This is a genomic window from Angelakisella massiliensis (assembly GCF_900104675.1).
GTDB lineage: Bacteria > Bacillota > Clostridia > Oscillospirales > Ruminococcaceae > Angelakisella > Angelakisella massiliensis.
On record NZ_LT629944.1, the window covers coordinates 905,392 to 926,157 of the forward strand.

The 20,766-nt window shown below is 56.2% G+C and carries 18 protein-coding genes; 9 read left to right on the forward strand and 9 right to left on the reverse strand.

All coding sequences use genetic code 11. The annotated features are described in order from the left end of the window. Nucleotides 1-74: 74 nt before the first annotated feature. A complete protein-coding gene (locus BQ5383_RS04815) occupies nucleotides 75-1,049 on the reverse strand; it encodes a ComEC/Rec2 family competence protein (RefSeq protein ID WP_071429718.1) in 975 nt (324 codons plus the stop codon). Beyond that, nucleotides 1,046-2,977, reverse strand: coding sequence for a YgiQ family radical SAM protein (locus BQ5383_RS04820; RefSeq protein ID WP_071429720.1), 1,932 nt, complete (start codon nucleotides 2,975-2,977; stop codon nucleotides 1,046-1,048). The genes BQ5383_RS04815 and BQ5383_RS04820 overlap by 4 nt, the downstream gene beginning before the upstream one ends. A gap of 328 nt (nucleotides 2,978-3,305) precedes the next feature. Here BQ5383_RS04820 and BQ5383_RS04825 point away from each other — a divergent pair, with 328 nt between their 5' ends. The 3 genes from BQ5383_RS04825 (at nucleotide 3,306) to BQ5383_RS04840 (ending at nucleotide 6,195) form a co-directional block, all read left to right on the forward strand. Then, nucleotides 3,306-3,692 carry an ArsR/SmtB family transcription factor gene (locus tag BQ5383_RS04825; RefSeq protein WP_420835662.1) on the forward strand — a complete coding sequence of 129 codons (387 nt, stop codon included), beginning with the start codon at nucleotides 3,306-3,308 and terminating at the stop codon, nucleotides 3,690-3,692. 84 nt (nucleotides 3,693-3,776) lie between these two features. Continuing rightward, on the forward strand, nucleotides 3,777-3,995 hold the full coding sequence (locus tag BQ5383_RS04830) for a cation transporter (RefSeq protein WP_071429722.1): 219 nt from the start codon (nucleotides 3,777-3,779) through the stop codon (nucleotides 3,993-3,995). Between the two features lie 325 nt (nucleotides 3,996-4,320). Then, nucleotides 4,321-6,195 carry a heavy metal translocating P-type ATPase gene (locus tag BQ5383_RS04840; protein ID WP_071429726.1) on the forward strand — a complete coding sequence of 625 codons (1,875 nt, stop codon included), beginning with the start codon at nucleotides 4,321-4,323 and terminating at the stop codon, nucleotides 6,193-6,195. Between the two features lie 183 nt (nucleotides 6,196-6,378). Here BQ5383_RS04840 and BQ5383_RS04845 read toward each other — a convergent pair whose 3' ends face one another. Continuing rightward, entirely contained in the window at nucleotides 6,379-6,591 is a 213-nt protein-coding gene (locus BQ5383_RS04845; protein ID WP_071429728.1) for a hypothetical protein, read from the reverse strand. A gap of 555 nt (nucleotides 6,592-7,146) precedes the next feature. Between BQ5383_RS04845 and BQ5383_RS04855 the strand changes: the two genes are divergently transcribed. Together BQ5383_RS04855 and BQ5383_RS04860 are read left to right on the forward strand one after the other, a co-directional pair. Continuing rightward, nucleotides 7,147-8,913: a DUF885 domain-containing protein gene (locus BQ5383_RS04855; RefSeq protein ID WP_083389824.1), complete on the forward strand. Its 1,767-nt coding sequence runs from the start codon at nucleotides 7,147-7,149 to the stop codon at nucleotides 8,911-8,913. A 487-nt stretch (nucleotides 8,914-9,400) separates the two neighbouring features. Continuing rightward, nucleotides 9,401-9,823 carry a Fur family transcriptional regulator gene (locus BQ5383_RS04860; protein WP_071430012.1) on the forward strand — a complete coding sequence of 141 codons (423 nt, stop codon included), beginning with the start codon at nucleotides 9,401-9,403 and terminating at the stop codon, nucleotides 9,821-9,823. 266 nt (nucleotides 9,824-10,089) lie between these two features. On the opposite strand, the gene BQ5383_RS04865 is transcribed toward BQ5383_RS04860, so the two are convergent. From BQ5383_RS04865 to BQ5383_RS04885, 5 genes are all read right to left on the reverse strand, one after another. Further along, a complete protein-coding gene (locus BQ5383_RS04865; RefSeq protein WP_071429732.1) occupies nucleotides 10,090-11,808 on the reverse strand; it encodes an FMN-binding protein in 1,719 nt (572 codons plus the stop codon). A 244-nt stretch (nucleotides 11,809-12,052) separates the two neighbouring features. After that, nucleotides 12,053-12,670 (reverse strand): hypothetical protein, encoded by a 618-nt coding sequence (locus tag BQ5383_RS04870; protein WP_139193346.1) that lies wholly within the window; start codon nucleotides 12,668-12,670, stop codon nucleotides 12,053-12,055. Further along, nucleotides 12,648-13,268 carry an RNA polymerase sigma factor gene (locus tag BQ5383_RS04875; protein WP_083389826.1) on the reverse strand — a complete coding sequence of 207 codons (621 nt, stop codon included), beginning with the start codon at nucleotides 13,266-13,268 and terminating at the stop codon, nucleotides 12,648-12,650. The genes BQ5383_RS04870 and BQ5383_RS04875 overlap by 23 nt, the downstream gene beginning before the upstream one ends. 33 nt (nucleotides 13,269-13,301) lie before the next feature. Further along, nucleotides 13,302-13,802 (reverse strand): hypothetical protein, encoded by a 501-nt coding sequence (locus BQ5383_RS04880; RefSeq protein ID WP_071429736.1) that lies wholly within the window; start codon nucleotides 13,800-13,802, stop codon nucleotides 13,302-13,304. Between the two features lie 170 nt (nucleotides 13,803-13,972). After that, nucleotides 13,973-15,481 carry a 4Fe-4S dicluster domain-containing protein gene (locus BQ5383_RS04885; protein WP_071429738.1) on the reverse strand — a complete coding sequence of 503 codons (1,509 nt, stop codon included), beginning with the start codon at nucleotides 15,479-15,481 and terminating at the stop codon, nucleotides 13,973-13,975. 414 nt (nucleotides 15,482-15,895) lie between these two features. Between BQ5383_RS04885 and BQ5383_RS04890 the strand changes: the two genes are divergently transcribed. From BQ5383_RS04890 to BQ5383_RS04900, 3 genes are all read left to right on the forward strand, one after another. Further along, nucleotides 15,896-16,465, forward strand: a complete 570-nt coding sequence (locus tag BQ5383_RS04890; RefSeq protein ID WP_071430017.1) for an HDIG domain-containing metalloprotein — start codon at nucleotides 15,896-15,898, stop codon at nucleotides 16,463-16,465. Nucleotides 16,466-16,491: 26 nt separating this feature from the next. Next, nucleotides 16,492-18,219 (forward strand): phosphoenolpyruvate--protein phosphotransferase, encoded by a 1,728-nt coding sequence (gene ptsP / locus BQ5383_RS04895; protein WP_235821940.1) that lies wholly within the window; start codon nucleotides 16,492-16,494, stop codon nucleotides 18,217-18,219. Between the two features lie 101 nt (nucleotides 18,220-18,320). Continuing rightward, a complete protein-coding gene (locus tag BQ5383_RS04900; RefSeq protein ID WP_071429742.1) occupies nucleotides 18,321-18,596 on the forward strand; it encodes an HPr family phosphocarrier protein in 276 nt (91 codons plus the stop codon). Nucleotides 18,597-18,839: 243 nt separating this feature from the next. Here BQ5383_RS04900 and BQ5383_RS04905 read toward each other — a convergent pair whose 3' ends face one another. Next, the gene (locus BQ5383_RS04905) at nucleotides 18,840-19,766 is read right to left on the reverse strand and encodes a LysR family transcriptional regulator (RefSeq protein WP_071429744.1); all 927 of its coding nucleotides are present in this window, start codon (nucleotides 19,764-19,766) and stop codon (nucleotides 18,840-18,842) included. 244 nt (nucleotides 19,767-20,010) lie between these two features. Between BQ5383_RS04905 and BQ5383_RS04910 the strand changes: the two genes are divergently transcribed. Next, a complete protein-coding gene (locus BQ5383_RS04910) occupies nucleotides 20,011-20,757 on the forward strand; it encodes an alpha/beta fold hydrolase (protein WP_071429746.1) in 747 nt (248 codons plus the stop codon). The last annotated feature ends 9 nt before the right edge of the window (nucleotides 20,758-20,766 follow it).

A 20,766-nucleotide genomic window follows, 5' to 3' on the forward strand; every position in this document is an offset into this window, starting at 1 on the left:
AAACACCCCGCTGTTTATACCGGAGTGACTGTACCGCTCCGGATATTTTCTTCCAAAAATGTTTCTTTTTCCTGTTATTTCTCGGTGGTAAAGGTGATGTCGCTGCCGTCGGTGGCGGCGATCACTGTTCCCTGATAATCGGTGCGGAAATAGCTGATGCCCATCTGGTCATACAGTTCCAGGGTCTCCTCATTGGGGTGGCCGTAGTCGTTGTCCAGCCCGCAGGAGATAACCGCCCAGGTGGGAGATACGGCAAACATGAAGTCATCCTCCAGGCTGGTGCGGCTGCCGTGATGGGGCGCGGCCAGCACATCCGCCTTCAAAGGCAGCCCCGAAGCGGCCAGATCGCCTTCCGATTCCTCCTCGGCGTCTCCCGGGAAGAGGAAGGAGGTATCCCCAAAATCCAGCCGCAGCACCATACTCATGTTATTGAGATCCTTATACTCCTCCAGGGGTCCCAGGATGGTGATGGTGGCTCCCCCGCCCAGGTCGAACTGATCCTCCGGGAGGGCGGCGCTGGTCTCCACCGGACAGCTGTCATCGGTGAGGTATGTGAGCAGCTTTTCATAGGTAACAGTGGTGGGCACCAGATCATCGGGCAGAGGCGCAAAGAGGAACTGCTCCACCGGCACCTGCTCCAGAATATCCAGCGCCCCGCCGAAATGGTCGCTGTGAGGATGGGTAACAAAGAAATAATCGATCTGCTCCACCCCGGCGTTTTCCAGATCCTCCAGAATGTCGGGAGCGGCGCTCCGTTCCGCCGCGTCGATGAGGGCGGTTTTCTCCGGCCCCAGGATCAAAATGGAGCTGCCCTGGCCCACATCCAGAAAACGCACCTCCAAAGTGCCCTCCGCCGGTCCGGCGGGGATATCGGTGTGGGTGAAATCCCCGGTGGGGATGGTGATATCCGTCCCGGAAAGCAGCTCATTGACGGAAATGCCATAGTCTGCCAGCACCGGCTCCGCCAGCACCAGCACGCCTACCAGCATCAGCGTCAGCAGTGCCGCCAGCAGCGGATTCTTTTTAGAACGCCTTCTTCTTCTGGTCATCTGCCTCGTCCCCCTTTACTCTGGCGGCCGCCGGTGCGCAGCCGCTCCTGGCCTCCCCGTCTTTTTTCCTTTCCGGGACGGCCATAGCCCACAGCGGGTCGCTCCTTGGCGGCGGGACCGTATTTCTGGAGATACTCCCGGTCTGGCTGTACCAGACATTTGGGGCCGTGGCCGATGAGGTCCCTCCGTCCCGCCCGGATAAGGGCTTCGATGACATACCGCTTGTTTTCCGGCTTGTAGTATTGCAGCAGGGACCGCTGCAGCTTCTTCTCATAAGGGTCGGTGGGGACATAGACCTTTTCCATGGTGTGGGGGTCGATGCCGGTATAGAACATACAGGTGGAGGCGGTGGCAGGAGTGGGATAGAAGTCCTGCACCTGCTCGGGGCGCATATGATGCTCTTTCAGGTACTCCGCCAGGATGACCGCGTCCTTCATGGTGCAGCCGGGGTGGGAGGACATGAGATAGGGCACCAGATACTGCTCCTTCCCCGCCTTTTTGGTCAGGGCGTAAAACTTCTTGCTGAACTGGTTGAACACCGTCACCGGAGGCTTGCCCATCCGGGCCAGAGCATTGGGGGCGCAGTGCTCCGGAGCCACCTTCAGCTGGCCGCTGATGTGGTACTGGATCAGCTCTTTGAGAAATTCATCGCTGGGATCGGCGCAGATATAGTCATACCGCAGGCCGCTGCGGACAAAAACCTTTTTCACCCCCGGGATGGCCCGCAGCTCCCGCAGCAGCTGGATATAATCGCTGTGGTCCGCCTTGATGGCAGGGCAGACGGTGGGAAAGAGACATTTCTTCCCCTGGCATACCCCTGCCTTTTCCTGTTTCTTGCAGGCAGGGCCCCGGAAGTTGGCAGTGGGACCTCCCACATCATGGATATAGCCCTTGAACCGGGGATTTTTCACAAAGGCCCGGGCTTCTTTGAGTACCGATTCATGGCTCCTGGCCCGGACCATCCGCCCCTGATGGAAAGCGATGGAGCAGAAGTTGCAGGCGCCGTAGCAGCCCCGGTTGTGGATGATGGAGAACTCCACCTCCTCAATGGCCTTCACGCCTCCCAGCGCCTCATAGCTGGGATGGTAGTACCGCTCATAGGGCAGGTCGGAGACATCGTCCAGCTCCTGGGTGGTGAGGGGAATCTCCGGCGGGTTCTGCACCAGCAGCCGGTCCCCATGCTTCTGGACCACTACCTTGCCGTAAACATGGTCCTGCTGCTCCAATTGCAGCTTGGCGGCACGGGCGTAGGCCATTTTGTCCAGGGAGACCTTGTCCACGCTGGCGCAGGTGACATGGCCGTCAGGGAGAGGGGCGTCCAGCGGGGCCAGATAGCAGATGCCCCGCAGATCGGTCATCTGGGCCGGGCTTTCCCCCTGGGCCAGACGGCGGGCAATATGAAGGATCTGATGCTCTCCCATGCCGTATACCAGCAGGTCCGCCTGGCTGTCCACCAGGATGGAGGGGCGCACCTTGTCATCCCAGTAATCATAATGGGCAAAGCGGCGCAGGGAGGCCTCCAGCCCTCCCAGAATGATGGGAATATCCGGGTAGGCCTGACGGGCCAGCCGGGAATAGACGGTGCAGGCCCGGTCCGGCCGCTTGCCCGCCTTGTTTCCGGGGGTATAGGCGTCGTCGCTGCGGCGCTTTTTGGCGGCGGTGTAATGGGCCACCATGGAGTCGATGTTTCCCCCGGTGATGAGGAACCCCAAACGGGGCCGTCCGAAGGCGGTAAAATCCCGGGTGGAAGTAAAGTCCGGCTGGGCCAGAATCACACAGCGGTAACCCTCCCGCTCCAGCAGCCTGGAAATGATGGCGATGCCGAAGCTGGGGTGGTCCACATAGGCGTCCCCGGTGACGCAGATAAAATCGGGCTGTTCCCAGCCCCGTTCCCTCATTTCCTGGGGATTGATGGGTAAAAAGCTCAAGTTCCTGTTCCTTTCCTTTCTCGCTGCTGCCCCGCTGCGCCTGTCTGTGGCTGCGGCAGATCCAAAGCCCCTCAGGCTTCCCGGCGGTATTCCGTGGGCACGCCTGAAGGCGCTGTGACCCTGCCGCTGTAAAGATCCGGTTTGTTCCGGTATTTTCCCAGTGGGGCAGCCTTCCTTTCGCCGGAAGTGGCTGACAGCACCATTATACCAGACCCGGAGCAAAAAAGACAGACCGGACAGGCTCAAATTGCCCAAAGGGTCTTGACATCATCAAACGGTTGAGTATAATAAACATATGAGCAAACGTTCAAATGAAAGGGGCGGTTCCATGACAGAATTGGAAAAGCGGCAGCAGACAGAGATGGATGACGGTGATCAGTGTGAATTTTTCCACGCCCATGAGGAGATCGTCAACCGCGTCAACCAAAAGATGCCGGATGAGGAAGAACTGTACGATCTGGCGGAGCTGTTCCGTCTGTTTGGGGATTCCACCCGTATCCGCATTCTCTATGTACTTTTTGAATCAGAGATGTGCGTCTGTGATATCGCCCAGCTGCTGAATATGACCCCCTCGGCCATTTCCCACCAGCTGCGGGCCCTTCGTCAGAGCCGTCTGATCAAATACCGGCGGGAAGGCAAAACCGTCTTTTATTCCCTGGCCGACGGCCACGTCCGGGACATCATCAACCAGGGCATGGAGCATATCCGGGAGTAAAAGGACCTCATTGGAGGAGGAATCTCCCTTTCAGGTTCAAGAGCATATTTTAAAATCAAATTTTATAATCAGGAGGAACCCATCATGAAAAAGACCTTTCGCATGACCGATCTGGACTGTGCCAACTGCGCCGCCAAAATGGAGAACGCCATCAAGAAGATCGACGGCGTCACAAACGCTTCGGTGAACTTTCTCACCCAAAAGATGGTGGTGGAGGCGGACGACAGCCGCTTTGATGAAATCATGGCCCAGGTGGTTCAGGTCTGCCGCAAGGTGGACGGGGACTGCACCATCCAGCTGTAATGGAAGCAGGACATTGCTTCATCATTCCCGTCTGCCGGAGCTGACGGAAGGGAAATGAAGATAACGGGACAGGAGGCGTATTTTTTGCGGGCCTGTCCCCAGCTGTATTGATCCCGGCAGGCGCGCTCTGCCTATCAGGAACATCGGCCGAAAGCTTTCCCAGCATTTTGTCCGGCAGTTCCCGCAGCCTTCCCGAAAGGGGCAGGTGGAACCATTCCCCGCCCGTGGAAAAAAGCAGCGGTTTTCTCAGCAAGAATTTTTTCATGCATCAGGCGGCTTTTCAGCCTGCCCTAAAATTTCCTTCTTATAAAGAGGAGCGAGTACCATGACCAAAAAGCAAAAAAAGACCCTGTGGCGCATCCTGACAAGCGCCGCTTTCTTTGCCGCCGCCCTGCTGGGGCCCTGGAGCGGCTGGCTGCGGCTGGCTGTTTTCCTGGTCCCCTACATCGTGATCGGCTATGATGTGCTGTGGAAGGCTGTGCGCAACATCAGCCACGGCCAGGTGTTTGATGAAAACTTTCTCATGTCCCTGGCAACGGTGGGGGCCTTTTTCATCGGGGAATACGCCGAAGCGGTGGCGGTGATGCTTTTTTATCAGGTGGGCGAGCTGTTTCAAAGCTACGCTGTGGGCCGTTCCCGCCGCTCCATTGCCGCGCTGATGGATATCCGCCCCGACTATGCCAACCTGGAGCGGGACGGTCAGCTGTGCCAGGTGGACCCGGAGGAGGTGGAGGTGGGCCAGACCATCGTCATCCGTTCCGGAGAGCGGATTCCCCTGGACGGCGTGATCCTTACCGGCAGCTCCTCTCTGGATACAGCGGCCCTTACCGGTGAATCGGTTCCCAGAGACGTGGCGCCCGGCGATGCCGTTATCAGCGGCTGCATCAACGGCGGCGGTTTGCTGCGGGTGCAGGTAACCCGGTCCTATGGCCAGTCCACGGTGGCCCGTATCCTGGACCTGGTGGAGAACGCCAGCGGCAAGAAGGCCCGTGCCGAGCATTTTATCACCCGGTTTGCCCGGTACTATACTCCCGCGGTGGTCATCGCGGCGGCCGCTCTGGCTTTGGTTCCTCCCCTGCTGCTGGGTGGCGGATGGAGCAGCTGGCTGCGGCGGGCGCTGATCTTTCTGGTGATCTCCTGCCCCTGCGCCCTGGTCATCTCGGTGCCTCTCAGCTTTTTCGGCGGCATCGGCGGGGCCTCCCGCCAGGGTATCCTGGTCAAAGGCGGCAACTACCTGGAGGCTTTGGCCAAAACCAAAGTGTTGGTCTTTGATAAGACCGGCACCCTTACCCAGGGCACCTTCCAGGTAACAGAAGTGCGCCCCGCCTCAGGTGTGGATGGGGATCATCTGCTGGAGCTGGCGGCTTTGGCGGAAGGCGGTTCCAACCATCCTATCGCTCAGTCTCTCCAGGCGGCCTGGAAGGGCAAAGATACCCGGGATCGGGTAACGGAATTTGAGGAAATCCCCGGCATGGGCGTCCGGGCAGTGGTGGATGGCGCCACTGTCTGGGCCGGCAACAGCCGTTTGATGGAAAAGGCCGGCGCATCCATGGAGGCTTCCGCAGCAAATCAGGGTGGCACCGTGATCCATCTGGCTGTTGGAAGCGACTATCAGGGCTCTATTCTCATCTCTGATTCTCTCAAGCCTGACGCTGTGGAGACCATTCGCCTGCTGAAGGCCCGGGGTATCCGTACGGTCATGCTCACCGGAGATTCCCTGGAGGCTGGCCAGGCGGCAGCCCAGCGGCTGGGCATGGATGAGGTACATACCCGCCTGCTGCCGGAAGATAAAGTCCACATCGTGGAGCGTCTGCTGGCAGAAAAGCCCTCCGGCAGTACCCTGGCCTTTGTGGGGGATGGGGTCAATGACGCTCCGGTTCTGTCCCGGGCGGATGTGGGCATCGCCATGGGGGGATTGGGCTCCGACGCAGCCATTGAAGCGGCGGATGTGGTGCTGATGGACGACCAACCCCACAAGATCGTGGACGCCATGGATATCTCCCGCAGGACCCTGAAAATTGTCCGGCAGAATGTGATCTTTGCTTTGGGGGTCAAAGCTCTGGTGTTGCTGATGGGTGCCTGGGGCGCCGCCAATCTGTGGGAAGCGGTATTCGCCGATGTGGGTGTATCGGTTATCGCCATCCTCAACGCCAGCCGCGCCCTTCATACCGGCAAGAACTCTGCCGGCGGTGAGAGATAAGCACTGACGCTTTTGGAGCGTGGATGGCAGCCTTTATAAATTTACAAAATCCAAAGGAACCGCCTTGAAGGATTTTCTCAGGGCGGTTCCTTTGCGCTTATGTAAAGGGACTTGAAAGAAGTTATGGCGACATATGCCCGAGGCGCTCATCCCCTCAATTCCCCCATTGTTGTGCCTGGGGTGTCACGCCCGCCGCAACTGCTCCAGTACCGCTTCCCGCTTTTGTCGGGGAAGGGCATCCCCTGCCAGCCGAATGGCCATATTCAGGGTCATTCCCTTGGCCCTGCCCGCCAGAGGATGGTGTATCATCAGGGGAAACTCCCTGGACAGAATAGCCTTGGCGGGCGGATAGGCCAGAAGTTCTCCAATGGTGATGTTGCCGTTTTTCAGATCCATAATCCTCGCTCCTTTCTGTTATCAGGTTATGTTTTTCCTCCAAAAAGGTTCCTCCCAAGGCTTTTTCAGCCCTTTCCCGTAAAATTCAGCCGCACATTTTCCTTTTGAAGCAGCGCCGTGCCCCCTGCCATTTTTCCCCTGGATACGCCGGGAAAAACACAGACCCCTGAGGCAATACTACCTTTCAGCGGAAGATCTGATCCGTTGTTGCTGGTGTTTGAGCCGGTCCCTGCCACAGCAGAATCGTTTACGTTCTCTTCCCCCCTGCACTGAGATGTCCGGACATTTCGGCAAATCAAAAGATGCAGTGTTTTTTCTTTCAGACCCTCCTCGCTTGTTTTTTCTTCTCAGATATGGTACCCTCAATAAACAAAGGAACGGAGAATTTTTCCATTTTCTCAGAAAACACACTTTCCCCGGAAAATTTTCTTTCCTTGGGCGGGCGGGGGCGTTCTGGCATCCTGATCCATCCCGATCTCTCAAATGATTGGCAGGCTTGACCACCTATCATAAAACCAAAATGAAGCGAAACCCATAAAGGAGGCTGATCCATCTATGAAAAAATTCGCGGCCCTTTTTACCGCTGCGATCATGGCCCTCTCCCTTTGTTCCTGTCAGGGAGAGATTCTGTCCAAGCAAACGGAATCGGAGCGGTTTGAGGAATATCTGGACGATTCCTTTACAGAAGCCCTGAGCAGCGATTTGTTCAATCTTCATTTTTTCCTCATCCATCCGGAAAATTACGGCATTGATGTCAAGGATGTGCCGGCAAATGTGGGCTTCATCGACCTGGAAGAGCTGGACAACAGCGCCGCTGACCTGGAGGAGGACTATGAAGAGCTTACTTCCTTCGACACTGCTCAGCTGACTGAAAGCCAGCAAACTACCTATGATGTTCTGCTGTGGATGCTGGAAACAGACCGTGAGGCTGTGGGGATGGAATATTACCAGGAGCTGTGCAGCCCGCTGCTGGGTATCCAGAGCCAGCTGCCCAGCCTGCTGGGGGAGTACGCTTTCCGTGAGCAGCAGGATGTGGAGGACTATCTGACCCTGCTGACCACAGTGGATGACTATTTCCAGGATGTGCTGGATTTTGAAACCCGGAAATCGGAGCTGGGTCTGTTCATGTCCGACAAAACCCTGGACGATATGCTGGCAAACTGCGAAGCCTTTGTGGCTGAGCCGGAGGAAAATTACCTGATTACCGGCTTTGAGGAGCATTTGGACGATCTGCCGGAGCTGACGGAGGAGCAGCGGGCGGACTATACAGAGCGCAACCGTCAGGTGGTGCTGGAGGAAGTGATCCCCGCCTATACCCTGCTGATGGAGGGGATGGAAGCTCTCCGGGGTACAGGGGTCAACGACGGCGGCCTGGCCGGGTTTGAGAAGGGCAAGGAATATTACAGCTATCTGGTGGCCAGCAGCACAGGCTCGGAAAAATCTGTGGAGGAAATCATTGAGATGACCGATGAGCATCTGGAGGATTCCATGAAGGAGCTGATCACCATCGTTTATCAGTCTCCGGAATCCTTGGAGGCCCTCAATGATTTTTCCTTTCCGCTCACCGATCCGGTGGAGGTGCTGGAGGATTTAAAGGCCAGATGCGCCAACGATTTTCCCTCCCTGGAAGAGCTGACCTATGAGATCAACTATGTCCATTCTTCCATGGAAGAGAGCAGCAGTCCCGCTTTTTATCTCACTCCTCCCGTGGACGCGGACGGCGCCAATGCCAACATCATTTATATCAACCGTTCCTCTCTCTCCGGTCTTTACAATACCATGGCCCATGAGGGATATCCCGGTCATATGTACCAGCGCAACTATTTCCTGACTACCGGTTCCCATCCTCTGCGGTGCATCCTCAGCTTTTCCGGCTACACCGAGGGCTGGGCCACCTATGTGGAAGGCTTGTCCTATGAAATGGCGGGACTTGAGGATGAGGCCCTGGTGCGGCTGCTTCAGCTGAATGATGAAATCTCTCTGGCCATTTCCGCCCGGGCGGATCTGGGGGTCAATTATGAAGGCTGGGACAGCAATACGCTGCGGCAGTTCCTGGCGGCATACGGCTTTTCTGACCAGGAAACGGCGGGAAGCGTTTTTCAGGCGGTGGTGCAGGATCCGGCCAACTATCTGTCCTATTATGTGGGAATGATGGAATTCCAGCAGCTGCGCCAGAAGGCGGAAGAGGCTTTGGGCGAAAACTTTGAGGCCATGGAATTCCACCGGACGGTGCTGGATGTAGGCCCCGCTCCCTTCGCTGTGGTGGAGCAGGCAGTGGACGCCTATATTGCCGGAGGCGGAGAGCAGCAGGCCGCCGCCTGACGCCTCCTTCTTTTCCCATCAGCCTGGTTCCAATGTGAGCCAAAATTTCTCCAATGAGCGCAAAACGGTCAAAGGAATCTGCCAGGAGGGAAAGCCTTCTTTCCTTCATGACAGCATTTCCTTGGACCGTTTTTTGATGCCGGCGGGATTTTTACCTCTTCTTTTTTCTGGATCAAAAATATTCTTTCCAGGGGAATTTCATACTTCCGGGTGCAGCCCCCTCTTCCCGGAAGGATCGCCGGGATCTGTTTTTATGGTTCCCTGCCGTTGGCGCTTACCAGCGCCAGGATCAGCATCATTGCGGCGGCATAGCCCCCGATTCCCCATAACCAGTTCATGATGATCCCTCCCCAGGCTTTTTATTTTATTGTATCCGTCCCTGAGAGGGAACATTCCCCAAAGTGCGGTGTTTGACAGGCCTGACAAGGGGGGATATAATAAAAAACATCAATACCCTTTGAATTTATGGACCGGGGGTGGCGCTGCGGTGCATGACATTCTCAAATCCTGTGAGCTGAAAAATACAAAAACCCGGAAATTGGTACTGGAACTGCTGGAGCAAACTCACATTCCGGTTTCCGCCGAAGAGCTTTATGACCGTGCCCGGGCAATGGGCGCATCCTTAAGTCTGGCCACGGTTTACCGCACATTGTCGGTACTGACTGAGCGGGGAGCGGTGCTCAAGCAGTCCAACCGGGATGGGAAAACCTATTATCAGCTCAACGACCACCATCACAAGCATTTTCTTGTTTGTACCGTCTGCGGGGAGATCGTCCAGGTGGATGCCTGCCCCCTGTGCAAGCTGGAAGAGGAGCTGGCCAAAAGCACCGGCTACCGCATCACCGGCCACAGTCTGGAATTTATGGGCACCTGCCCACGCTGTCAGAAGGAAGGAAAAGAAAAGCCATAGTCTCTTTCATCCCGGTATACAGAGAATGCAAGGGTATCTTTTCCTTCTTGGGACAGGGGGAATATTTTGGTTGAGCTGCACTGAAAAGTTTATTTCAGGTGAGCATTGCTGCCGGATGCGGCAGCAGTTCATGTTTTAGCGCCTGATTCTTTCTGAGCCGGCAGAAGCCCGGCCAGTAACCAAAAAGCGGCGGCAATGGACTAATCCATTGCCGCCGCTTTTACTTTTTGTTTAAACTCAATGGAGGCGCTGAGCCGCCGTGGTCATCAGCCCAAAGTCAGCTGAATGTCCACCTTGTTCTCAAAGGAAGCCTTGATGGCGGAGAGAATGTCGCCGTGGCTGTCCTGGAGGCTCATGGTGGCAGCAGAGGTCACATCAGCCAGCATCGCCTTCTCCTCATCGGTAAGGGCGTCATACTTAGCCTTGTCCTCAGCGTTCTCCAGGCCATCCTTCAAAGGCCGGCCATTGGAATCGGCGCAGTATTTGGCAAACCAATCCGCCACCTCATCCACAGTCTTGCCTACAAACAGCTGCTGGAACTTATCCATCTGGCTGCTCCAGGTGCCGGTGCCCATGACATAGTCGGCGCCGCGCTCTCTCTTGGTAGCCCAGGAAGCGATCTCAGCGTTGAAGTTGTCCTCGGTGTCCTCGGTCTTGCCGTCCACCTTGGCGTCGTGGTCGCTGTCCAGGTTATAGCCGCCCTGTCCGGGGAAGCCGCTGAAATGAGGCATGGAAGCGCCGTCGTAGTTGGGGGTGGAAACCTCCAGCTGGTCCACATAGATGGCGGCGATTTTGCCCTCAGCGTCAAAGAGGGTGGTGGCGTACACTTCATTGAAGCTGTAAACCTGGGTGCCGGTGTCATCCTTGCCGGGTCCGATACGGCCGCTGTTGGCCAGACCAAAACCAAAGCCGGAAGCGCTCTTTACATCCAGAGGCACGCGGTTTTCATAAGCGTTCTTGATGGCGGTGAGAATGTCGCCGTGGCTGTCCTGGAGGCTCATGGTGGCAGCGGAGGTCACATCAGCCAGCATTGCCTTCTCCTCATCGGTAAGGGCGTCATACTTGGCCTTGTCCTCAGCGTTCTCCAGACCATCCTTCAGAGGCCGGCCATTGGAATCAGCACAGTATTTGGCGAACCAATCCTCCACTTCCTCCACAGTCATACCCACAAACAGCTGCTGGAACTTGTCCATCTGGCTGCTCCAGGTGCCGGTGCCCATGACATAGTCGGCGCCGCGCTCTCTCTTGGTGGTCCAGGAAGCGATCTCGGCGTTGAAGTTGTCCTCGGTGTCTTCGGTTTTGCCGTCCACCTTGGCGTCGTGGTCGCTGTCCAGATTATAGCCGCCCTGTCCGGGGAAGCCGCTGAAATGAGGCATGGAAGCGCCGTCGTAGTTGGGGGTGGAAACCTCCAGCTGGTCTACATACAGGTCCAGGATCTTGCCTTCGCCGTCAAAAAGCACATTGGCAAACACCTGGTTGAAGCTGTAAACCTGGGTATCGGTATCATCCTTGCCGGGTCCGATGCGTCCGCTGTTGGAAAGACCAAAGCCCATATAAGCCTCGGCCGCTTCGATGACGGCGGGTGCCTCGGGCTCAGCGGGAGCCTCTTCCTCGGGCGCCGGATAGGCCGCAGGGTCCATGGCGTTCTTCACCGCGTAGATAATGGCTTCACTGGTGACGGTGGCGCCGGAAACCACTTCCACATCAGCGGAATTGGCCTCCACGATCTTGGCGGGGAGCTGCTCCAGCGCATTGGTGCCGATGCCGTTTGTTTCCTTTTCTCCCGCGGCCTCCACCGCCACGATCTTGTCACCCTCCATGGTGACAGTAACGGTGACCGGTCCGCCAAAGCCCTTGCCGGTACCTGTCAGAGTAGAGGCGGCGGCGCTTTCAGAGGCGGGCTGAGAGGAAGCGGCTGTTCCGCCGCAGGCTGCCAGACTGGCTACCATAGCGGCGCAAAGCAGAACTGTGAGAATTTTTTTCATACACGTCTCTCTTTCTTTTTCTTCAGCTTTTTTTCGTACCATCCCTTTCCTGAGACGGAAAAAAGACAACTTTATTTTATCAGCAGCAAAGTATGGTGTCAATACAATGTCCACCAAAGTACTCCATTTTTCTGAATTTGAGAGAAAACGTTCATTTTTGCGCCACAAATTCGTCAATATGACGGCATTTAAACTGATAAGCACGGTCTAACTGACAATTTTCACGGTGCTTGATAAAAATAAATCATTCTTTTCCCATCGCTCCATCCACCGCCAGCGTCTCTTCCACCGGGGGAGTGAAGCGCAGGGAACAGCTGAAGTCTCCCTGTTTCCACAATACCAGCGCGCATCCCTCCTCATTTCCTTTCAGTGTCAGCGTCACCCCATCCCGCTCCACCTGCCAGATATGATCATAAAGGGTATAATCTCCGGAAATATCCTCTTCGCTTACCGCTTTGCGGTAGACGGCGGTCTGTTCCTCCCCCACATATCGCACCTGGGCCATCTCCCCATAGGCGGTATATTCCACCTGGGTGGGTGTAAAGGGCAATCCGGTTAAGGTCTCCACCGGAAATCCCACCAGCTCCTCCAGCTCCTGCTGTGTGGCTGCACTGACCATCTGGGGAGTAACCGTCACTGGTCCCGGCTCCACCGGCTGGCTCCATAACCCGGGCAGAAGCAGCGCTCCCGCCGCCATCACCACCAGGCAGGCAGCCAAAGCCCCCCAGCGCCGAAATCCGCAAGCCCTGGAGGAGGCGGAAGATTCCATGGCTGCAAGTGCTCCCATGAGCACACGCTGTTCCATTTCTTCAGTGAGCCGCACCCGTTCCATGATCTCTTTATAGGCCTTCGTCAAAATCATACGCCTCCTTCAGTATCCCGCGCAGCCGCTGCCTTCCCCGATAAAGGTCGGAACGAACCGTGGCGCCGCTGCGGCCCAGAATTTCAGCGATCTCCTGGGTGGAGTAGCCCTCCTGATAATACAGATGGATCACCTCCCGGTATTTGACCGGCAGCGCCTTGACCGCTTCCCACACGAAGGACAGATCCTCCCGCCCCTCCGATACCAGCTCTTCTGACAAAGGGTCGGCCGCCCTCAGACGGTTGTAGCGGATCCGGTTTTTGCTCAGGTTCGCCGCCACCCGCAGCAGCCACGCCTTTTCATGAGCCGGACTTTCCAGCTGCGGAGCGGCCTGGGGATATCGGATCAAGGTATCCTGGACGATCTCCTCCGCGTCGCTGCTGTTATGAAGATAGGACCAGGCCAGACGCAAAATGCAGTCGCCATAGCTTTCAAGAAGCTCTCCCGCCCGGCGGTTCAGCTCCTGCCGGTCCGCCTGGGAACAAGGCTGCCTGTCCTCCGGCTTTTTCCCCCAGGCTTCCTGTATGCCGTTCCAAAACCGGCACAGCCGCCGCAGCCACGGTATTCCGGCAGCAACCCCGGGCAAACAAATTTCCATTGGCACTCATCGCCTCCCCACCTGTAAAATTATTCAGGAAATCTCTTCAATCAGCGCCAGCAGCTGTTGCTGCTCCGCGCCATCGCTGACCGTGATGGAAAAGGACGCTTCTCCCTGGCTCCAAACAGCCACATAAACCAGATCGTCCTGTCCCCGAAGCGTTACCTCCCGCTCCCCTGCCATAACAGTTTGCTCCTGGGGGTATTGGTTGTAATCGCCGCTGATGTCCTCGCCGCTCAGAGCTTTTCTGATCCGCAGCTGCTGCTGTTCATCGGTGCAGATAACCTCCACCATCGTTCCCTCCTGGGCTCTGAAGGTTTCAGTCCCTTCCCAGGCCGAGGCCGGCACCGTCAGTTCAAATCCCACCAATGCCTCCGCCTCCTCCAGGGTCTCACAGTCCACAAAGGGATTGGGGATCTGGACATCCTGCTCCTCCTCTGATGAAGCCGGCTGCTGTGCCGCTGTACAAGCAGTCATATAGACCAGTGTTATTGCCAAAACCGCCAGTTTCATCCACCTGCTCCAAAATTTCATGATCCAGTCATCCTTTCAGTATAAAGTATGTATCGGTCTCAAAGACCCTTTCGCCTTTGATACAACTGAGAATGGATGATTGTTGTAGCCGGAAAAATTTTTTAAGCAGAAAAGCCTGGAAGCCGGTAAACGGCCTCCAGGCTCCGAAGCGCTGAAGAATAAAGGCGTTCTCAGTCGTTGAGCAGGCTGAGGGTAATATCATATTTGGAATCCATGGCATTCTTATCTTTGGCCTGGTTCTTGTATTTTGCCACAGCGGCAGCAGCCTTCTCCACCGGCTGCAGGGTTCCCGCTCCGGCCACGCATCCGCCGGGACAAGCCATGCCTTCCAGCAGATATCCGTTGTATTTTCCCGCTTTGGCCATCATCAGCAGCTTTTTGCAGTCCTGGAGGCCCTGGGCGCTGGCTACCTTTACCTCACGGTCAGGGTCCATCCGCTTGACGGCGTCCACCACGGCCTGGGCCACACCGCCGCTGACGGCAAAGCCCCGCCCCGCGGCGGTGGCATCCTCCTGCAGCTCGCTGTCAGCCAGCTGGTCAAAGTCCACATTTTTTGCCTCGAACATACCCATCAGTTCCTCAAAGGTGAGGACAAAGTCCACATCACTGCGGATGGTGCGGCGGCTGGCCTCCAGCTTTTTGGAGGAGCAGGGGCCCACAAAGGCGATCTTGCAGCCGGGATGCTCCTTTTTCTGCAGACGGGCGGTGAGCACCATGGGGGTCATGGCCATGGAAATATAGGGGGCCAGGGTGGGGAACAGCTTCTTTGCCATCACCGACCAGGAAGGGCAGCAGGATGTAGCCATAAAGGGCTGCTCTGCAGGCACCGCCCGCATAAAGTCCTTGGCCTCCTCAATGGTGCACAGATCGGCGCCGATGGCCACCTCCACCACCTGGTCAAAGCCCAGCTGCTTCATGGCGTTGCTGAACTTTTCAGGGGTCATCTTGGGGCCGAACTGCCCCACAAAGGCGGGAGCCACAATGGCGATGACCCGGTCTCCCCGCTTGATGGAATGGATCAGCTGGAAGATCTGGCCCTTATCGGAAATGGCGCCGAAGGGGCAGTTGACGATACACTGGCCGCAGGAAACACACTTGTCATAATCAATGGTGGCCTTTCCCTGGTCATCGCTGCTGATGGCGTCCATACCGCAGGAACGGGCGCAGGGGCGCTCCACCTTGATGATGGCATGATAGGGGCAGACATTTTCGCACCGGCCGCACTTGATGCACTTGCTCTGGTCGATGACCGACTTGCCGTGCTGGATGGAAATGGCTCCCTTGGGGCAGACCTCCTTGCAGGGGTTGGCCAGACAGCCCTGACAGACATCGGTGACATGATAATGTTTTTCCGGACAGCCGTTGCAGGCGAATTTGATGATGTTCACCAGGGGCGGATCATAATATTTTTCCGCCACGGCGCTGGCGTCAATGCCCATGGACAGAGGGGCGTGTTCATCCATGGGGCGCAGGGGCAGGCCGATGGCAAGGCGCAGCCGCTCCCCTACAATAGCCCGTTCCAAAAAGATGGAATCCCGGTATTTGGCGATCTCACCGGGGACAATTTTGTAGGGCAGCTCCTCAATACGGGAGTAGTCTCCCCCCTCGTAGGCCAGCCGCGCCACCTCGGTAAATACCTTGCGGCGGATGTCGGTCACGGAAGAATAAATACCTCTCATATGCCTCTCCTTTTTTGGGGGACCTTTCGGGAGGGCGCCTTCTTGAAGAAAAGGCGGCGGCAGCGCCGCTGACCTCACCAAACCGGTCCTTGTATGGATGGTGTAACAGGTTCATGTTTCTTCTTCATTATTCCCGATAAAGGGCCATTTTGTCAATGGAAGAATGAAGCTTTGGCACATCAAATATTATTTTTTGGCGGAAGCGGCGGCAAACCCTCCTTTCCGGGGAAAAAATGTAGCAAACTTCCCGCCTCACACCTGCGGGCGGAAGCTGTCGAAACAGAACGGGAGCTGTCCTTTTCCATGGAGAAAGTCAATCTTTTCCCTGAAAATGACCGGCTGGCCGCATTGATAAAGGGGGCGGCATATGGTACAATGTTGCTGACAGAAAATTTGGAAAGGTCGCTGAAAAATATGAAGCCTGATCGGGATTTTGCCTGGAAACTCTTCCGTGAATATAATGAAAGCGAATCTCTGGTCCACCATGGCCTGGCGGTGGAAGGCGTGATGCGTCACTTCGCCGTACTCTTTGGGGAGGACCCGGACAAGTGGGGGGTCATTGGCCTGCTTCATGATCTGGACTATGAAAAGTATCCTGAGGAGCACTGCACCAAGGTGCGGGAGATCCTGACGGAACAGGGCGTGGACGAGGAATATATCCACGCCATTGCCAGCCACGGCTGGGGCCTGTGCTCCGACGTGGAACCGGTGGAGCGGATGGAAAAGGTCCTTTACGCCACCGACGAGCTGACGGGGCTGATCACCGCCGCGGCGCTGATGCGTCCTTCCCACAGCGTGATGGACCTGGAGCTGAAATCCGTTAAGAAAAAATTCAAGGATAAGCGCTTTGCCGCCGGTGTGGACCGGGATGTGATCACCAAAGGCGCCGAAATGGTAGGGATGCCGCTGGACGATCTGATTCAGGAAACCATCCTGGGGATGCGTGAAGTGGCCGACAGCATCGGTTTGGCAATGGCGGAGTAAGAGTATCCCGCAAAAAAGGGGGGATTATGATGGCGGAGGTTTTCTGCGGTGTCGCCGCTTCCCCGGGGTATGCCCTGGGACCTGCGTTTCACTATGTCCCCTATGAACCGTCGGTGTCTCCCAGCATCATTGAGAACCGGCAATCTCAGGAGAATATCGGGTATTACAGCGCCGCCCGGGAAGCTGCCCGGGAAGAGCTGGAGACCCTGCGCCGCCGTGTGGACAAATCGGATCCGGAGCGGGGCAAAATTCTGGCGGCTCATCAAAGTATCCTGATGGACGCTGTATTGGATGAGGAGATCCGGGACAGGGTTCTCTCCGACCTGTGGGGGGCGGACTGGGCCATATGGGAAAGCTACGGGGCTTATATCCGCCGGATGGAAGGCGCCAGCGATCCCCTGCTTCGTGAGCGGGCGGCGGACCTTCGGGATGTCCGTGACCGGCTTCTCCGGTGCCTGGAGGGTCAGCCCTCCAAAGAGCTTTCCCTGATGGATACGCCGGTGGTGCTGGTCACCCGGGATCTGCGCCCCTCCGACGCCGCTGTGTTGGATCGGCAGAAGGTGCTGGCCATCATTACCGAAACCGGCGGAGCCACCTGTCACAGCGCTATTCTGGCCCGGTGCAGCGGCATTCCGGCAGTGCTTGGGGTGGAAAACGCCCTGGCCCTGCTCCCTGCGGGGGAGGAGGTGCTGGTGGACGGAACTGAGGGCCGGGTGGTACTACAGCCGGACGAAAGCCAGCGGGAAGAATTCCGCCGCAGCCAGCGTCTGTTTGCCAGCCGGGTCCAGGAAAACGCCCGTTTTCTGGCTTTTCCCGCCATCACCGCTGATGGTGAGCGGGTGAAGATCCACCTGAATTTGGGAACGGGACAGCTGAAGCCGCCGGAAGTCAACCATGTGGATGGGGCGGGGCTGCTGCGCACCGAGTTTCTTTATCTGGAACGGGAGGATTTGCCGTCGGAGGAGGAGCAGCTGTCGGCCTACCGCCAGGTGCTGGAGGCCTTCGGGGGCAAGGAAGTGACCGTGCGCACGCTGGACATTGGCGGCGACAAACAGCTGCCCTATCTGGAACTGCCCCGGGAAGAAAATCCTTTTTTGGGCAGCCGTGCCCTTCGTCTCTGCTTTGATCATCCCGATCTGCTCAAAACCCAGCTGCGGGCCTGTCTGCGGGCGGGGGTATATGGATCACTGAGGCTGATGTTCCCCATGGTGTCGGGCGTGGATGATCTGCGCCGGGCCAAACGGATGCTCACTCAGTGCCGTCTGGAGCTGGAGCGGGAAGGGATCGCCTGCGCTGAGGATTTTCCCGTGGGTATCATGGTGGAAATCCCCTCTGCCGCCATCATGGCCGATCTCATCGCGGAAGAAGCGGATTTTGCCAGCATCGGCACCAACGATCTGACTCAATATGTTCTGGCGGCGGACCGGATGAACCCGGCAGTGCGCCAATATTATCGTCCTTTCCATCCAGCGGTGCTGCGGCTCATCGCTCAGGTGTCCCGCAGCTTTGGAAAAAAGGGAAAACCGGTATGTGTCTGCGGAGAGATGGCGGGCGATCCCCTGGGCGCCGCCGTACTGGTGGGGTTGGATATCCGTCAGCTTTCCATGAACTCCGCGTCAGTGGCCCCGGTAAAAAGGGCTCTGTCCCTGCTGGATACCCGGGATGCCCGGGAGGCTGCCCAGGCGGTGTGTTCCATGGCCACCGGTGAGGAAGCGGAGCTTTATCTCCGCAAGCGCTTCGCTTACCTTCTATAAAGGGACGCGCATTGTTATTGTCAACGAGCGAAAGCAGTTTCGCTGCCAAATTTATACCGTTTTGCGCCTGACCGCGCAGAACACATCAGGAGGTTACGTTTATGTACAGCAGAAAAACCACTATTCGCAACAAGACGGGTCTCCATGCCCGTCCCGCTTCTGATTTTATCGGATGCGCAAGCAAGTTCAAATCCAAGATCGTCATCAAAAAGCTCTCTGACGAAGAGGAGGCCAACGCCAAGTCTATCGTTATGCTGCTGGCTCTGGGCCTGGGCGAAGGAGAAGAGATCGAGATCTACGCCAAGGGCGAGGATGAAGTCGAGGCGGTTGATACCCTCATCGATCTGGTGGATTCCAAATTTGGAGAGGACAAATAAGCTTCCTGCCCAAGCGGCTTACAGCTGCTGATGAGGAGAACTTTGTTTGAATTTTCATCCCTGATGATACGGGCCTGAAAAAAGTGACACAAGCAAAAGGGGCACAGTATTTCCGAAAGGAAATACTGTGCCCCTTTTAATCATATGCCGCACACCGGAGCCTTGTCAAAACAACAGCAGCCGGTTTCCTGGGGAGGGTAAAAAAAATCCCAACCGGGCAGCAGCATCCGGGTCAAAGGCGGGCTACCGTTTTTTTGAAAAGATCTGGCGGACGATATGAATCAACCCATTGACCTGCTCTGAAAAATAAGCGTCTTTATGGGTAGCAGCTACAAAGGAAAAGGACTGCGGCGTTTGTCCCACTGACAAAAAAACCGGCTTATGGACAGAGTAACAATAATCTGCCGAAATTTCTATGCAAAAGCACACACCAAATCCTTGTGCCGCCAAGTTGATATTCAAATCCAAATCCGAAGTGCGGATCATTTTGGGGCGGAAATCATATTGCTCAAAAAGCTCATGGCTCAGCGGCCCCATACGCATGGAACTGGAGTTGACCAAAAAGGTCTCTCCCTTGAGCCGGTTCAAATCGATCCATGGATAATGAAATCCTTTGCGCCACTGGCCCATGGCGGGATAGGGGGAATCCCTGCCCACGCACAGCAGCACCTGTTCGGTGCAGATTTCCTCCATCTTCAGCTTTGGATATTCCTCCCGCTTGGGGTCCCGGAGAAATAATCCTACATTGGCGGTTCCCTCCTCCAAAAGCTGCTCCACCTGGCATACATCACCCTCATATATCTCGATCTCACAATCAGGGTACCGCATCCGGAACTCCGGCAGGATATTGGGCAGCACATACCGGCCCCGGCTGGGAGTGATGGCAATGGCAATGTGGCCCCCATCCCGGTTGCTCAGATCCCGCATCATGTCCTGAAGCTGGTATCCCAGGCTGAGAATCTCATGACCCTTTTTGATGTATTCCTGGCCGGCGTGGGTCAGGATCAGCTGCTTCCCCAGCCGCTCAAAGAGGCGCACCCCATATCTTTCTTCAGCGGCGATGATGCATCTGCTTAAAGTAGGCTGGCTGATCCCTAAAATCTCAGCCGCCCTGGTGACACTTTTATACTTTGCCAATGTTTCAATGTACAGCGGCTCCCTGAAATCCATTCTCGCACCCCTTCAGATTTGCTGCGCCCTGTCTGCGGGAAATCCTGATGAAAAACCAGTTTGGCCCGCCATGACAGACCGCATTTATTATACCACAAACGATTCAGTTTTTGCATTAAAATAATGTTTTTCATGTATTTGACTTTCTGTTTGAGATGCTATATGGTTTGTACTGCAGTCAATCGGCCGATTGAAAAAGCAGCGTAAAAATTCTTGCGGCAAACAAAATCAAAGGTGTGGTCCTATGTTAAAAAAATGGGGAGATCTTCTCCCGAATAAACCGACAGTCCTCTTGCTTCCGGGATCTTTGACCTCCCCCTGTGTATATGATCAAGTGGAATGCGACAGTTTCTTTCAGCTGGCAGCCATTGATTACTGTACATCGGAAGGACCGTGGGATGTTACAACTCTGGGAAAACGAGTCATCGGGATGATCGATGAGCTGCAGCTGGGTCCAACTGTTTTGGCCGGCTATTCCGCCGGGGGCGTTATTGCCATGGCTGCGGCTTCCATCGCTCCTGAGAAGATTTCCGGGCTGATGCTTTCCAATACAGGCCCCTGTGGGAAAGGGCATGGAGACCCCAGTTTTCCCCAAAAGATTTTAGACAACTGGGGCAGCGAGGAGTTTGAAAGAAGCTTTTTCACCAGATGTTTTTCCCGTCCTGTTCCGCCTCTGCTTTATAAGCGCCTGCAGGCGTATATCCGCACAGTGGATCCCCAGGCCGCTTATGAAATATCCCTTTCTCTGCGAAATGTGGATTTCAGGCAGGACCTGACCCATTACCATCATCCTGTGGTCATCGCCCACGGGAAAGCTGATACCTCCCGTACAATAGCCCATGTGGAGATGATGAAAACCGCCATGCCCCAGGCTGAGGTGTTCCTGTTGGATGGCGGCCACACCATCATGGTGGAGAACAAGCAGGATTGGCAGAAGGCTTTTGACCATCTGCTGCAAAAAGTACGCTCCGGTATGGAGAGAACAAATTGATGAGGAGGC

Excerpts from the sequence above, each read along its gene's own strand:
- BQ5383_RS04815 (WP_071429718.1), bottom strand. The coding sequence starts at position 1,049 with ATGACCAGAAGAAGAAGGCGTTCTAAAAAGAATCCGCTGCTGGCGGCA.
- BQ5383_RS04825 (WP_420835662.1), top strand. The coding sequence starts at position 3,306 with ATGACAGAATTGGAAAAGCGGCAGCAGACAGAGATGGATGACGGTGAT.
- BQ5383_RS04830 (WP_071429722.1), top strand. The coding sequence starts at position 3,777 with ATGAAAAAGACCTTTCGCATGACCGATCTGGACTGTGCCAACTGCGCC.
- BQ5383_RS04840 (WP_071429726.1), top strand. The coding sequence starts at position 4,321 with ATGACCAAAAAGCAAAAAAAGACCCTGTGGCGCATCCTGACAAGCGCC.
- BQ5383_RS04845 (WP_071429728.1), bottom strand. The coding sequence starts at position 6,591 with ATGGATCTGAAAAACGGCAACATCACCATTGGAGAACTTCTGGCCTAT.
- BQ5383_RS04855 (WP_083389824.1), top strand. The coding sequence starts at position 7,147 with ATGAAAAAATTCGCGGCCCTTTTTACCGCTGCGATCATGGCCCTCTCC.
- BQ5383_RS04865 (WP_071429732.1), bottom strand. The coding sequence starts at position 11,808 with ATGAAAAAAATTCTCACAGTTCTGCTTTGCGCCGCTATGGTAGCCAGT.
- BQ5383_RS04870 (WP_139193346.1), bottom strand. The coding sequence starts at position 12,670 with ATGATTTTGACGAAGGCCTATAAAGAGATCATGGAACGGGTGCGGCTC.
- BQ5383_RS04875 (WP_083389826.1), bottom strand. The coding sequence starts at position 13,268 with ATGGAAATTTGTTTGCCCGGGGTTGCTGCCGGAATACCGTGGCTGCGG.
- BQ5383_RS04880 (WP_071429736.1), bottom strand. The coding sequence starts at position 13,802 with ATGAAATTTTGGAGCAGGTGGATGAAACTGGCGGTTTTGGCAATAACA.
- BQ5383_RS04885 (WP_071429738.1), bottom strand. The coding sequence starts at position 15,481 with ATGAGAGGTATTTATTCTTCCGTGACCGACATCCGCCGCAAGGTATTT.
- BQ5383_RS04890 (WP_071430017.1), top strand. The coding sequence starts at position 15,896 with ATGAAGCCTGATCGGGATTTTGCCTGGAAACTCTTCCGTGAATATAAT.
- ptsP (WP_235821940.1), top strand. The coding sequence starts at position 16,492 with ATGATGGCGGAGGTTTTCTGCGGTGTCGCCGCTTCCCCGGGGTATGCC.
- BQ5383_RS04900 (WP_071429742.1), top strand. The coding sequence starts at position 18,321 with ATGTACAGCAGAAAAACCACTATTCGCAACAAGACGGGTCTCCATGCC.
- BQ5383_RS04905 (WP_071429744.1), bottom strand. The coding sequence starts at position 19,766 with ATGGATTTCAGGGAGCCGCTGTACATTGAAACATTGGCAAAGTATAAA.
- BQ5383_RS04910 (WP_071429746.1), top strand. The coding sequence starts at position 20,011 with ATGTTAAAAAAATGGGGAGATCTTCTCCCGAATAAACCGACAGTCCTC.